A 13,045-nucleotide genomic window follows, 5' to 3' on the forward strand; every position below is an offset into this window, starting at 1 on the left:
AAGAGGCCAGCAGATGCTGGCCTCTTTTTTATTCTGGAAAACGCGACACTCAGGCGGCTTCGGCGGCCAGCTTGTCGCTGCTGCGTCCCACCATGCCGAGGCCACAGGCCAGCAGGGTCGGCAGCAACCAGGCCAGGCCCTTGTCGAACAGCGGCAGGAAGGCGAAGGCATCCATCTTCATGCCGGCGGCGCCCAGACCGTCAAGGCAGCCGAACACGAAGGCCACCACCAGCACGGAGCGGAACACCAGGCGCGGACGACCGAAGTAGCCCTTCAGGAAGGTGACCAGCACCAGCGCCACGGCGACCGGATAGATGGCAACCAGCACCGGGATGGAGAGGCTGATGAGCTGGCTCAGACCGACGTTGGCAACCACGGCGCAGATGGCTCCCAGCAGCACGACCAGCTTCTTGTAAGCCACGCCGGTGAGGTTGTGGAAGAAGTCGGAGCAGGCGGAGATCAGGCCCACGGCGGTGGTGAAGCAGGCCAGGGTGATGATGGCCGCCAGGATGAACTGACCCGGTTGACCGAACAGGCTCAGCACATAGGCGTTGACGATGGCGCCGCCATTGCTGACATCGCTCGCCACACCGGCGGCGGTGTTACCCAGCTGGAACAGGGAGACATAGACCACGGACAGGCCGATGGCGGAGATGATGCCGGCGATGGCCAGATACTTGAACTGGCTCTGGTAGTCGTTGATGCCTTTCTTGCGCAGCAGATCGACGATCAAGGCACCAAACATCAGGGACGCCAGGGTATCCATGGTGTTGTAGCCTTCCAGGATCCCTTTCACGAAGGGGCTGTTCTGATAGTCACCGGAGGCGGCAGGCATGGTGCCCTGGGGCGCGACGAAGACGCCGATGGCCAGGGTCAGCAGCAACAGCATCAGCACCGGGGTCAGGTACTTGCCGATGGCATCCATCAGCTTGCCCTGGTTCATTGAGACCAGGATGGCGATGCCAAAGAAGATTACTGTGTAGGCTGCGAGCCCGGCCTGACCCATGTCGCCGATGAAGGGTTTGAGGCCCATCTCGTAGGCCACCAGACCGGTACGGGGGGCGGCGAAGGCCGGGCCTATGATGATGTAGATGGCCACGGCCAGGGCGGTGGCGATGCCGGTGGGCAGCAACTTGGTCATGCCGGCCCAACCGTTGCCCGCCTTGGCGACGGCGAGGATGGTGATGAGCGGCAGGCCCACGGCGGTGACCAGGAAGCCGAGCATGGCGACGGAGAGGTGCTCACCGGCCATGTAGCCAGCCAACGGCGGGAAGATGATGTTACCGGCGCCCAAATAGAAGGCAAAGGTCATGAAGCCCAATCCGAGCACATCGGACGTAGTGAGTGATTTCGTCAAGTTCAACCTCGTCTGTCTTGTAAACAATTGCTTGTTATCGTTTTTATTGATCGCTGAGTAATATCCCTCAGGGGTAAAAAAAAGGAGCCCCGCTGCTTTTTTCATCGCGACCAGTGGTTTGAGCTGGTCTTGAGCGGGTGCTCATTTAAGGTTCAGCATAATGATGTGAAAAAATAGTTCAAGACAAAATTTACATCTTCAAATAGAAGGGGTGGGCTAGTTGGATATATCTGTCGGAATAGGCTCCATCAGCAGAATGGATCAGGATTTCACCCTGTTCACACCTGTTTGATCCTCTAGCAAGTCGCAATAAAACGCGATTTGCCGCTTTACCCTCTCTGGTGATAACAGCTACGTAACAAGCGCCATACAGATCATAATCCGCTGACATGTCTAAAATCTCGGCGGCCATGGCGGTGGGCAGCACCAGCGCCAGCTGTCCATCCTGGCTCAGCAGGCGGTCGCAGGCCGCCAGCAGGGCTCGGGGATCCAGGCCGCCGGTGTGGCGGGCCAGGGCTCTGGCCGGGTCGCTGAATGATTGGCCTGCCCCGAAGTAGGGGGGGTTGGAGACGATGAGATCGTAAGGAGGCGCCTGATACTCCTGGATTGCGCTTTCCACGATGTTGACCCTTGGGGCCCAGGGGGAGGCGGCGACGTTCTCGCGAGCCTGGGCGGCGGCGGCAGGATCCAGCTCCACCCCGTCGATCTGGCAGTCGGCGGCGCTGCGCTGGGCCAGCATCAGGGCAATGAGGCCGCTGCCGGTGCCGATGTCCAGCACCCGGCGCGCCTTCGCCACCGGTGCCCAGGCCCCCAGCAGTATGCCGTCGGTGCCCACCTTCATGGCGCAGCGATCGTGCTCGATGTGAAACTGTTTGAAGGTAAAACCGCTGCTTCGTCCCATCTGACCCCCGTCTTCTGCCCGCTACATCCAAAAATGGTCGGCGATTATAGCGACTAAGCCATAGTCGCCATAGGAGCTGGCGGCATAATCGCCTATAATCTGCGGTTTCCTAAATGACCGAGTATTGACATGAGCCAGTCCTTTGATGATTTCGACCTGAATCCAGCCCTCAACCGGGCCCTGGCCGAGATGGGTTTCACCCGCCCCACTACCATTCAGCAGATGGTGCTGGAGCCAGCCCTGGACGGCCGCGATATTCTGGCATCCGCCCCGACCGGTACCGGCAAGACCGCCGCCTTCCTGCTGCCCGCCATGCAGCACCTGCTGGACTTCCCGCGCCGCAAGCCGGGCCCGTGCCGCATGCTGATCCTGACCCCGACCCGCGAGCTGGCGCTGCAGGTCAGTGCCCACGCCAAGGCGCTGGCGGTACACACCCACCTCAGCATCGAGACCATCATCGGCGGCGTCAGCCACGAAGAGCAGCTGCCGGCGCTGACCAAGACCACCGACATCGTGGTGGCGACCCCGGGCCGCCTGCTCGAATACATCGAGAAGGAAGAGTTCGAGAGCCACGACATCGAAGTGCTGGTGTTGGATGAAGCTGACCGCATGCTGGACATGGGTTTCATCAAGGACGTGAACCGGATCGTGGCCGAGGCGCGCTACCGCAAGCACACCATGCTGTTCTCCGCCACCCTGGAGGGCGCCGGTCTCGAGAAGTTCGCCAACGAGATCCTCAAGGATCCGGTCGAGCTGCACGCCGAGCCGCCTCGCAGCGAACGCCGCCCCATCACCCAGTGGGTGCATCTGGCGGATGACGCCGCCCACAAGCTGGCGCTGCTGATCCACATTCTGAAGGATCCGGAAACCCAGAAGGCCATCGTCTTCGTCAAGACCCGCGAGCGGCTGGCGGAGCTCTCCGGCCAGCTGCAGGCGGCCGGCGTGCCCTGCGCCTGGATCCGGGGCGAGATGGAGCAGAGCAAGCGCATCGAGTCGATCCGCAAGTTCCACGCCGGTGAAGTGCCCTTCCTCATCGCCACCGACGTCGCCGCCCGCGGCATCGACCTGCCCAACGTCAGCCATGTCATCAACTACGACATGCCCTACGGGACCGACGTCTATGTGCACCGCATCGGCCGTACCGGCCGGGCCGGCAACCGGGGCTGTGCCATCAGCCTGGTGGAAGCCCACGACATGGCCATGGTCTCCAAGATCGAGCGTTACACCGAGGAGCGCCTCAAGCGCCGGGTGATCGAGGAATTGCGCCCAAGGCATAAAGAGGCGCGGGTGCCGGTGAAGAAGAAGAAACCGAAGGACGGCAAGAAGAAGTCCGCCAAGAAGAAAAAGAAATAATCGCAGCAACAACGGCCATCCTCGGATGGCCGTTGTGTTTTATGGGCTAGGCAAAAGCACGGCTGGCTGAATTGCGGACAGAAAAAAGCCGATGCATAGACATCGGCTAATAAAAAGTGCTTACAACAGAGGATTCACAGATTAAGACCCGAGGATCCTGCGGTTGGTTCCCTCTTTTTGTAATTAATTTTCGGCGCGCTTGAACATCAGGGTGCGATCATCCGACTCTTGGGGCACGAAATAGTAGCCACCCTCGTTGAAGCCGGTCAGCTGCTCCACCTCGGTCAGCCGGTGTTTGATGATGTGGCGGGCCATCATGCCCCGGGCCTTCTTGGCGTAGAAGCTGATGATCTTGAACTGACCGTTCTTCTCGTCCTTGAACACAGGGGTGATGATCCGGCCCTTCAGCGCCTTCGGGCGAACGGACTTGAAGTATTCGTCAGATGCCAGGTTGATCAGCACCTCATCCCCCTGGGCGGCCAGCGCCTTGTTGAGATGCTCGGTGATGATGTCCCCCCAGAACTGATAGAGATCCTTGCCGCGCTCGTTGTCCAGGCGAATGCCCATCTCCAGCCGGTAGGGCATCATCAGATCCAGCGGGCGCAGCACCCCGTAGAGGCCGGACAACATGCGCAAGTGCTGCTGGGCGAAGTCGAGATCCGCCTCGCTGAAGTCTTCCACCGCCAGCCCCGTGTAGACATCGCCCTTGAACGCCAGCAGCGCCTGACGGGCGTTGGCCGGGGTGAAGTCCGGTTGCCACTGGGCGAAGCGGGCCGCATTCAACCCCGCCAGCTTGTCGCTTATCTTCATCAGGCTGGCGATCTGATCCGGGGTCAGCTGGCGGGCCCGGCCGATCAGCCGGGCGGAGTGATCCAGTAACTCGGGCAGGGTATGGCGGGACGTCACCAGCGGCGACTCGTAATCCAGCGTCTTGGCCGGGGAAACCACAATCAGCATAACGATCCTTTATAGCGGTGACACACGCCCCTCATTCATCCAGGGTGACGTTGTCGAGAGTACCTGCGCCCAACTGCTCGCGGCCGGACAGCTTGATCAGCAGTCGCAGGTCGTTGGCCGAGTCGGCATGGGCAAGGGCCTCACTGTAGCCAATTTGGCCGGCACAGAACAGGGTGAACAGCGCCTGATCGAAGGTCTGCATGCCGAGTTCGGTGGATTTGGTCATCACCTCCTTGAGCCGATGCACTTCCCCCTTGCGGACGATGTCGGTGATGAGGGGGGTGTTGAGCAGGATCTCGAAGGCGGCGACCCGGCGCTGACCCCTGGCGTTCGGCAGCAGCTGTTGCGCGACGATGGCGCGCAGATTGAAGGAGAGATCGAACAGGAACTGGCGGTGCTTCTCCTGGGGCACCAGGTGAAGGATGCGATCCAGCGCCTGGTTGGCGTTGTTGGCGTGCAGGGTGGCGAGGCAGAGGTGGCCGGTTTCGGCAAACTGGATGGCGAGCTCCATGGTCTCCTGGGTGCGGATCTCGCCGATGAGGATCACATCCGGCGCCTGGCGCATGGAGTTCTTGAGCGCCACATCGAAGGATTCGGTGTCGATCCCCACCTCCCGCTGGGTCACTAGGCAGCGGCCGTGCTGGTGCACGAACTCCACCGGATCTTCCACCGTCAGGATGTGGCCGTCGCCGTGCTGATTGCGATGGCCAATCATGGCCGCCTGGGTGGTGGACTTGCCGGCGCCGGTGGCCCCGACGAAGAGCACCAGGCCGCGTTTGGCCATGGCGACATCCCGCAGTACGGGGGGCAACACCAGTTCCTCGAAGGTGGGAATGCGGGTCTCGATGCGGCGCAGCACCATGCCCGGCTGGTCCTGCTGCCAGAAGGCGCTGACCCTGAACCGCCCAAGCCCCTCGCGATGGATGGCGTAGTTGGCCTCCCGGGTGCGCAGGTAGCGCTCGAAGTGCTCCGTATCCAGGCTCTCCCTGACCAGGGCGATGGCCGCCTGCTTGTCGAGGGGGGCCGCCGCCAGTGGCACCAGACGGCCATTGACCTTGAGGGTGGGGGGGGCGTCGACCGTGATAAACAGATCCGAGCCCTTTTGTTCAACCAGTGCAGCGAGCAGAACATCCATGTTCATAGCGTCTCCTTGGGGGGTGAAAGCCTATCAAATGCTGTTGGGATCGGCGGCCTTGGCCTTGGCATCGAGGGCGGCGACTATGCCCCGGTTGACGAGCTGCTTGAGGCTCTGATCCATGGTCTGCATGCCGTGGGTCATCCCGGTCTGGATCACCGAGTAGAGCTGGGCGATCTTGTCTTCCCGGATGAGGTTTCGGACCGCCGGGATCCCCATCATGATCTCGTGGGCCGCCACCCGGCCACCGCCGATCCGCTTGAGCAGGGTCTGGGAGATGACCGCCCGCAGGGATTCGGAGAGCATGGAGCGCACCATGTCTTTCTCGGATCCTGGGAAGACGTCGATGATACGGTCTATGGTCTTGGCGGCCGAGGAGGTGTGCAGGGTGCCAAACACCAGATGGCCGGTTTCGGCGGCGGTCATGGCCAAGCGTATGGTTTCCAGATCGCGCATCTCACCCACCAGTATGATGTCCGGATCTTCCCGCAGCGCCGAGCGCAGGGCGTTGGAGAAGCTCTTGGTGTCGCGATGGACCTCGCGCTGGTTGACCAGGCAACGCTTGTTTTCATGCACGAATTCGATGGGATCCTCGATGGTGAGGATGTGGTGGTGGAAGTTGTCGTTGATGTAGTCGACCATGGCCGCCAGGGTAGTGGACTTGCCGGAGCCGGTCGGGCCCGTGACCAGCACCAGACCGCGGGGGAATTCGGCTATCTTGCGAAACATCTCCGGCGCCCCCAGATCGTCCAGGCTCAGCACTGTGCTGGGGATGGTACGGAACACGGCACCGGATCCGCGCGCCTGCTGGAAGGCATTGACCCGGAAACGGGCCATGCCGGGTACCTCGAAGGAGAAGTCCACCTCGAAATTCTCCTCCAGCTCCTTGCGCTGGTGGTCGTTCATGATGTCGTAGATGAGGGCGTGAACTTCCCTGTGATCCAGGGCGGGCAAATTGATCTTGCGAACCTCCCCATCAACCCTGATCATCGGGGGAACCCCGGCCGAGAGGTGTAGATCCGAGGCCTTATGCTTTACACTGAAAGCCAATAACTCTGTGATATCCATAGATTTGTTATTCTCCCATCACAAGATCACGAACGAAATATGAGCCAGATTGCCCAGCACCTGCTTCAGGTAAAGGAACGTATTGTACAGGCCGCCCGGCGGGTTGGCCGTGGTGCCGATCATATCCAGTTGTTGGCTGTCAGCAAGACCAAGCCACTGGAGGACATCCAGGCCGCCTATGCCGCGGGTCAGCGCCGCTTCGGCGAATCCTATGCCCAGGAGGCGGCGGCCAAGATCGACAGCCTGCGCGCCCAACCAGGCTACGCAGACATAGAGTGGCACTTTATCGGCCCGCTGCAATCCAACAAATCCAGGCTGGTGGCGATGCGATTCGATTGGGTGCAAAGTGTCGATCGCGACAAGCTGATCGAGCGCCTCAACAACCAGCGTCCAGCCGGGTTGCCTGCGCTAAATGTCTGTCTGCAAATCAATATTAGCGGAGAGAGCAGTAAATCCGGTACGTCGGAGCAAGAGATTTTCCGACTGGCGGAGCTGGTCTCCCACTGTGAGCGGCTGCGACTGCGCGGTCTGATGGCCATCCCCGAGCAAACCAGCGACGAAGTGGTATTGGCCGCGCAGATGCGGCGTATGCAGACTCTGTTCACCGAACTTGCGCGACAATACCCGAGCGTCGACACCCTCTCGATGGGCATGACCGAGGATCTCGAGCCGGCGATCGCCCATGGCAGCACCATGGTGCGGGTCGGTACCGCCATCTTCGGTGCCCGTGATTACTCATAAGCAGGAACAGTGAAGGAAGCGTGCCAGCACGGCAAGCGCGCCGGCAGCCCGCGTTCACGTCATCAATTCAGGAGCCTTTGATGCAGCATAAAACTCTCGCCTTTATCGGGGCGGGCACGCAGGGCTCCGCAGTCATTTCATCAGCAGGAGTGCAAGATGCAGCATAAAATCCTCGCCTTCATCGGGGCGGGCAACATGAGCCGCAGTATCATTGCCGGCTTGGTGCAGGCGGGCTATCCGGCGGATCGGATCCTGGCCGCCAACCCGAGCCGTCCCAAGCTGGACGCGCTGGCCAGCGAGTTCGGTATCCGCATCACCCAGGACAACACCGAGGCGGCCCGGGCGGCCGACGTCATCGTGCTGGCGGTCAAGCCACAGCTGATGGCGGGCATGCTGAGCGCCCTGGTCGTCGAGCTGGGCTCCCTGGAGGGCAAGCTGCTCATCTCCATCGCCGCCGGTATCAAGGTCGCGCGGTTGCAGGAGATGGCGGGGGGTCATGGCCGCATCATCCGTACCATGCCGAATACCCCCTCCCTGCTGGGGCTGGGGATGACCGGTCTCTATGCGCCGGCTGGCATCAGCCAGGAGGATCGCGATTTTGCCGAGCAGATGATGCAGTCCGTGGGCAAGACCCTGTGGACTCCAGAGGAGTCGGGCATCAACGGCGTCATCGCGGCGGCGGGCAGCGCGCCGGCCTACTTCTTCCTGTTCATGCAGGCGATCGCCGAGGAGGCCGAGGCCATGGGCTTCTCACCGGAGCAGGCCCGTCTGCTGGTGCAGCAGACCGCGCTCGGGGCTGCCGCCATGGTGGAGCAGAACCCGCAGCTCTCCCTGCAGACCCTGCGCGAGCAGGTGACCAGCAAGGGCGGCACCACGGCCGAGGCCGTCAAGACATTCCAGGAGCAGGGGCTGATGCCGCTGACCGCTCGTGCCATGCAGGCGGCCGTCACCCGAGCCGCCGAAATGGAAACTCTTTTCTGAACCCTTTTTTGAACAGGAGCCCGGATGAACACCGCTTACTTTCTGATTAACACGATTTTCGATCTCTACCTCATGGTGGTGTTGCTGCGCGTCTGGCTGCAGTGGGCCCGCGCCGACTTCTACAACCCCATGAGCCAGATGGTGGTCAAGCTGACCAATCCGCTGGTGATCCCGCTGCGCCGTGTCATTCCCGGCTTCGGTGGGCTGGACATGGCCTCGGTGCTGCTGGCCATCATCATCGCCTTCGCCAAGCTGGCGCTGCTCAAGAGCATGAACGTGCTGTTGACCGACTGGCTCACCCTCAGCCTGTTCGCCTTCCTCACCGTGCTGAAGAAAGCGGGCTCCATGATCTTCTGGGTGCTGTTGATCCGCGCCATCCTGAGCTGGGTCAGCCAGGGCCGCAACCCCATCGAATACGTGATGCACCAGCTGACCGAGCCATTCCTGGCGCCGATCCGTCGCATCCTGCCGGCCCTGGGTGGGCTGGATCTTTCGGTGCTGGTCGCCTTTATTGCGCTGCAGGCCATAAACTATCTGTTAGGAGATCTGTTCGGCCAGCTGTGGTGGATGATCTGATGCCAGCCGTCCTGCAAGAGGGGGACGGGCTGACGCTGCATCTGATGATCCAGCCCAAGGCGAGTCGGGATCAGATCGTCGGATTGCATGGCGACGAGTTGAAAGTAGCCATCACGGCACCGCCGGTGGATGGTCAGGCCAATGGCCATTTGATCAAGTACCTGGCTAAGCAATTCAAGGTGGCCAAGGGGCAGGTTCGTATCGTGCGGGGGGAGCTGGGGCGACACAAGACGGTCACCATAGCGGCGCCAAGACAGATCCCCGCCGAGATTGAAGCCCTGCTGGAGAATGGAACACGAGAAGGATGACATCATGAAAACAGCCTGGATTAGCTGCCTGCTGGCACTGTTGATGACGCTGCCATTGCGGGCCGAACAGATGAAGGAGCTGGGCCCCTGGCAGGTGCATTACAACGCCTTCAACTCCAGCTTCCTCACCCCCGAGGTGGCCAAGGCTTACGGTCTGGAGCGCAGTCGTTACAACGGCATCATCAATATCGCGGTGCAGAACAAGCAAGGGGTAGCCCAGGCGGTGGGCATCAGCGGTGAGGCCAAAAATCTGACCGGTACCATCCGCACCCTGAGTTTTCAGGAGGTGAAGGAGGGGGAGTCCATCTACTATCTGGCGGTACTGCCCTATCGTAATGAGGACACCTACCAGTTCACCCTGAAGATCATGGGGGAGGGGCAGCAGCAGACGTTGACCTTCCAGCAGACCTTCTACGTCGACTAGGTCACTCGCCCTTCGACAAAAAGCCCCGAGCCATCTGGTTCGGGGCTTTTTTTATCCGCAATGCGCAGGTTCTGCAACCCGGTGCTCAGCGGCTGGCCAGCGGGTAGGTGAAGAAGGCCAGGTGAGCGAAGTTGAACAGGAAATGCAGCAGTATGGCGACGCTCAGCCGTCCGCTCCACTGGAATGCCAGCCCGTAGCAGGCTCCCGCCAGGGCGGCAAACAGCATCAGCAGCGGGCCACCGGCCAGGTGTGCGGCCCCGAACAGCAGGCTGGCGATCAGGATGCCCACCCAGACCTGACTGCGCTTGGCGATGGCTTGCTGGATAAAGCCCCGAAACAGCGCCTCTTCCGCCACGCAGGTGAACAGCAGGTTGTTGAGGGCAAACAGCCACCACCAGTCGGGCAGGCCCGGCTCCGGCTTGAGGGCGCCGAGCTGCCAGGCGAGCAGCAGCAGGGCCGAAAGCGGCAGCACCAACAGGGCCAGCGGTCGCCAGCGAATAGCGCCACCCGGGCCGAGCAGGGCGGGCCAGGCCAGCAGCAGGCCGAAGAAGATCAGCGGCTTGTCCAGGTTGAGATAGAGGCTGAAAGGCACGCTGGCGGGGCCGGCCAGCACCCGATCCAGTACCTTGGGGTTGTCAAAGCCCGGCACCAGATGCAGCGTCAGGGCGATGGCCCACAGCAGCACCAGGCCGAGTGCGACCCCGTACCAGGGCATGGGCAGCCTGGGGGTTCGCCAGGCCAGCAGCAGGCCGGCGAGGCTGACCAGCAGGGCGACGGGGGCGAGTCGTTCACACCAGAGCGCGGCCAGCAGGGCCATCCCCAGCAGGATCAGGCCGGGTTTCTGCTGACGAGCGAGGCAGAGCAGCACGGCGAGGGCCAGGGTTCCCCAGATCAGGGCATCAGATAGTGGCAGCATTGAGTCTCCTTTCATCTTCGAGGGGACGCACCTTAACGAGCCGCCATGCCGTGACACAAGGGTCAATAGACTGGTCGGATCCCTTTGCTGCCGATCAAAGCGGGCGTGTCGGGATACAAAAAAGCCGGAGCAGAGGCTCCGGCTTTTGCTGTCTCAGTAGCAACCTTGTGCCATTTATAGGCATTTTAGTGGCATATAAGACTGATTTTCTGACTCAACGCAGATGCTTATCGGCCAGATTCCGCGATCACGCGGGCGATGATATCGGCACGCTTGGTGGCTTCCAGCTCACCCAGGGCGATCAGGCCAGCCTTGAAGATCACGTTCTTCGGCAGGCTGACGTCGTCTAGGGTGGCGATGGCCTCAACATGCATGCCGTTCAAACGGCTGGCATCGCGCGGGCTCAGGTTGACCTGAGTGTTCATCACCTGCTTGCCCTTCTTCTTGGGGGGAGCGGCTTTCTTGGTGGATTCCTGTTCTTCGTCTTCCGGCAGTTCGTCATCAAAATCGTAAATAGACATAGTCAATCCTGTTGGGTTGCTGCGGGCCCTTGCCCGCCAAATTCATCAAGGGTACTAGCCCATATCCTCGTTGCGGATAAAGGCGCGCCAGGAGGCAAGCACTTGGGCAAAATCTTCCAGCCCGCACATGGCCAGCTGCTCATCATCGTAGTAGGCGAGATCGTCGAGATCCTCGTCCAGCGAGATATTGAGGACGTTGGCTTTCACCTCCGCCTCCTCATGGGTGAGCAACAGCGAATAGTCGCCGCCGGGCAGGCTGTATTCGACCAGGGCACGGCTGGAGAGCCGGTCGATGATGGTGAACAGCTCATCGAGTTTCTCCTCGTCCTTGCCCACCTCGTCGATCAGCCATTGGCCGATGGCTTCATGGCCCATGGAGAACCGGGCGCGATAGCCACCGAACGGGTCGCGGCGAAATTCATAGTCCATAGCGGGATCCATAGCGAAAGGGTGGGGCCATCACCAGGGCGTGGCGTCTGGCGCCGAATCCTGATCCATGGTGGGGCACACCTGAGGTAAAGTGGCCTATTCTAGCGATCCCCCCCGCGCTTGTCTTGATGATGTGGCATCTTTGCAGCGTTACCTCGTTTTTTGTTCGGAGATCCCATGCAGTTAAATGACACCCTCGCCAGGCAGATCGTCAGCCGGGCGATGAAGATACTGTCGTTTTCGGTCAACGTCATGGACGAGCACGGCCTCATCATCGCCTCCGGCAACCCGGAGCGGCTGCACCAGCGCCACGAAGGGGCCGTGCTGGCGCTGACCGAGAACCGGGTGGTGGAGATAAGCGATGCCACCGCCCAGCAGCTCAAGGGGGTGCGCCCCGGCATCAACCTGCCCATCGCCTATCAGGGGGAACTGCTCGGGGTCATCGGCATCTCGGGAGATCCGGACGAAGTGCGCGCTTACGCCGAGCTGGTGCGCATGACCGCCGAGCTGATCCTGGAGCAGGCGGCGCTGACCGAACAGTTGCAGTGGGACAAGCGCCACAAGGAGGAGCTGGTGCTGCAGCTCATCCGGGGCGAGGGGCGCGGCGATCAGCTGCAGCAGGCGGCCCGTTTCCTAGACTTGGATCTCGCCCAGCCACGGGTGGTGGCCGTGCTGGCGCTGGAAGAGGCGGATCCCGCTCGGCTGCGGGAGCTGGTGCACCTGCTGGAGAACCCGGAGCGGGACAACCTGGTGGCCATCAACGGCCTGGACGAGATAGTGGTACTCAAACCGGCTCAGCTCAGCGACGGTGTCTGGCAATCGGCCCAGGAGCGCAGCCGCATCAAGCAGTTGCTGGCCCGCATTCCCCACTTCAAGGTGCGTATCGGGGTGGGTGATTACTTCGCCGGGATCGATGGCCTGGCACGCTCCTATCAGACGGCGCGCGATACCCTGCGCCGTGGCATGCGTCAGGCCCCGCGCAAGCAGGTCTACTTCTTCGAGGATTATCGGCTGCCGGTGCTGCTCGGCAGTCTGGCGGACTCCTGGCAGGCGGATCAGCTGCGCGCCCCCCTGCTCAGGTTGGCGCAGGAGGACACAAAGGGAACGCTGCAAAAGACGCTGCGGCAATATTTCTTGCAGGACTGTGATCTGCATCCCTGTGCCGATGCGCTCTTCATTCATCCCAACACGCTGCGCTATCGGCTGACCCGAATAGAGCAGATAACCGGGTTAAGTTTCAACAAGTTAGATGATAAATTCCTGCTCTATCTCGGGCTCAATCTCGATGGCTGATTTGTTCATTTGAACAAATTTTAAGGTTACATAAAGCTAAGTTTTGGCTTTCATACCAAAGCATTCCGGGCGGGGATCACCATAA

The 13,045-nt window shown here is 61.2% G+C and carries 15 protein-coding genes; 7 read left to right on the forward strand and 8 right to left on the reverse strand.

Annotated elements, in window-relative coordinates; all coding sequences use genetic code 11:
- Positions 1-49: 49 nt before the first annotated feature.
- Positions 50-1,312 carry a branched-chain amino acid transport system II carrier protein gene (brnQ, locus tag BN1124_RS15110; protein WP_042643378.1) on the reverse strand — a complete coding sequence of 421 codons (1,263 nt, stop codon included), beginning with the start codon at positions 1,310-1,312 and terminating at the stop codon, positions 50-52.
- Positions 1,313-1,547: 235 nt separating this feature from the next.
- Positions 1,548-2,258, reverse strand: a complete 711-nt coding sequence (locus BN1124_RS15115) for a tRNA1(Val) (adenine(37)-N6)-methyltransferase (RefSeq protein WP_042643250.1) — start codon at positions 2,256-2,258, stop codon at positions 1,548-1,550.
- Positions 2,259-2,387: 129 nt separating this feature from the next.
- Here BN1124_RS15115 and srmB point away from each other — a divergent pair, with 129 nt between their 5' ends.
- Complete coding sequence (gene srmB, locus BN1124_RS15120) at positions 2,388-3,611, forward strand: ATP-dependent RNA helicase SrmB (protein WP_042643252.1); 1,224 nt, start codon at positions 2,388-2,390, stop codon at positions 3,609-3,611.
- A 183-nt stretch (positions 3,612-3,794) separates the two neighbouring features.
- Here the strand turns inward: srmB and yaaA are convergent, their stop codons facing one another.
- Genes yaaA through tapT form a run of 3 tightly spaced genes read right to left on the reverse strand, consistent with a single transcriptional unit; the run spans position 3,795 to position 6,771 of the window.
- Complete coding sequence (gene yaaA / locus BN1124_RS15125; RefSeq protein WP_042643254.1) at positions 3,795-4,568, reverse strand: peroxide stress protein YaaA; 774 nt, start codon at positions 4,566-4,568, stop codon at positions 3,795-3,797.
- A 31-nt stretch (positions 4,569-4,599) separates the two neighbouring features.
- A complete protein-coding gene (locus BN1124_RS15130) occupies positions 4,600-5,709 on the reverse strand; it encodes a PilT/PilU family type 4a pilus ATPase (RefSeq protein ID WP_042643256.1) in 1,110 nt (369 codons plus the stop codon).
- A 27-nt stretch (positions 5,710-5,736) separates the two neighbouring features.
- Entirely contained in the window at positions 5,737-6,771 is a 1,035-nt protein-coding gene (gene tapT, locus BN1124_RS15135; RefSeq protein ID WP_033129232.1) for a type IVa pilus ATPase TapT, read from the reverse strand.
- 39 nt (positions 6,772-6,810) lie between these two features.
- On the opposite strand from tapT, the gene BN1124_RS15140 reads away from it, so the two are divergent.
- From BN1124_RS15140 to BN1124_RS15160, 5 genes are all read left to right on the forward strand, one after another.
- The gene (locus tag BN1124_RS15140; RefSeq protein ID WP_042643258.1) at positions 6,811-7,512 is read left to right on the forward strand and encodes a YggS family pyridoxal phosphate-dependent enzyme; all 702 of its coding nucleotides are present in this window, start codon (positions 6,811-6,813) and stop codon (positions 7,510-7,512) included.
- 156 nt (positions 7,513-7,668) lie between these two features.
- Positions 7,669-8,493, forward strand: coding sequence for a pyrroline-5-carboxylate reductase (gene proC / locus BN1124_RS15145; protein WP_042643260.1), 825 nt, complete (start codon positions 7,669-7,671; stop codon positions 8,491-8,493).
- 24 nt (positions 8,494-8,517) lie between these two features.
- On the forward strand, positions 8,518-9,069 hold the full coding sequence (locus tag BN1124_RS15150; RefSeq protein ID WP_042643262.1) for a YggT family protein: 552 nt from the start codon (positions 8,518-8,520) through the stop codon (positions 9,067-9,069).
- Positions 9,069-9,377, forward strand: a complete 309-nt coding sequence (yggU, locus tag BN1124_RS15155; RefSeq protein ID WP_042643264.1) for a DUF167 family protein YggU — start codon at positions 9,069-9,071, stop codon at positions 9,375-9,377. Before BN1124_RS15150 ends, yggU begins: the two co-directional genes overlap by 1 nt.
- Before the next feature lie 4 nt (positions 9,378-9,381).
- Positions 9,382-9,801: a DUF4426 domain-containing protein gene (locus tag BN1124_RS15160; RefSeq protein ID WP_042643266.1), complete on the forward strand. Its 420-nt coding sequence runs from the start codon at positions 9,382-9,384 to the stop codon at positions 9,799-9,801.
- 85 nt (positions 9,802-9,886) lie between these two features.
- On the opposite strand, the gene BN1124_RS15165 is transcribed toward BN1124_RS15160, so the two are convergent.
- The 3 genes from BN1124_RS15165 to BN1124_RS15175 form a co-directional block, all read right to left on the reverse strand.
- On the reverse strand, positions 9,887-10,717 hold the full coding sequence (locus BN1124_RS15165; RefSeq protein ID WP_042643268.1) for a CPBP family intramembrane glutamic endopeptidase: 831 nt from the start codon (positions 10,715-10,717) through the stop codon (positions 9,887-9,889).
- A 227-nt stretch (positions 10,718-10,944) separates the two neighbouring features.
- The gene (locus BN1124_RS15170) at positions 10,945-11,238 is read right to left on the reverse strand and encodes a hypothetical protein (protein WP_042643270.1); all 294 of its coding nucleotides are present in this window, start codon (positions 11,236-11,238) and stop codon (positions 10,945-10,947) included.
- Between the two features lie 54 nt (positions 11,239-11,292).
- On the reverse strand, positions 11,293-11,667 hold the full coding sequence (locus tag BN1124_RS15175; RefSeq protein ID WP_033129224.1) for a YacL family protein: 375 nt from the start codon (positions 11,665-11,667) through the stop codon (positions 11,293-11,295).
- A 177-nt stretch (positions 11,668-11,844) separates the two neighbouring features.
- Here BN1124_RS15175 and BN1124_RS15180 point away from each other — a divergent pair, with 177 nt between their 5' ends.
- A complete protein-coding gene (locus BN1124_RS15180; RefSeq protein WP_042643272.1) occupies positions 11,845-12,960 on the forward strand; it encodes a sugar diacid recognition domain-containing protein in 1,116 nt (371 codons plus the stop codon).
- The last annotated feature ends 85 nt before the right edge of the window (positions 12,961-13,045 follow it).

This window comes from Aeromonas eucrenophila (assembly GCF_000819865.1).
GTDB classification, from domain to species: Bacteria; Pseudomonadota; Gammaproteobacteria; order Enterobacterales; family Aeromonadaceae; genus Aeromonas; species Aeromonas eucrenophila.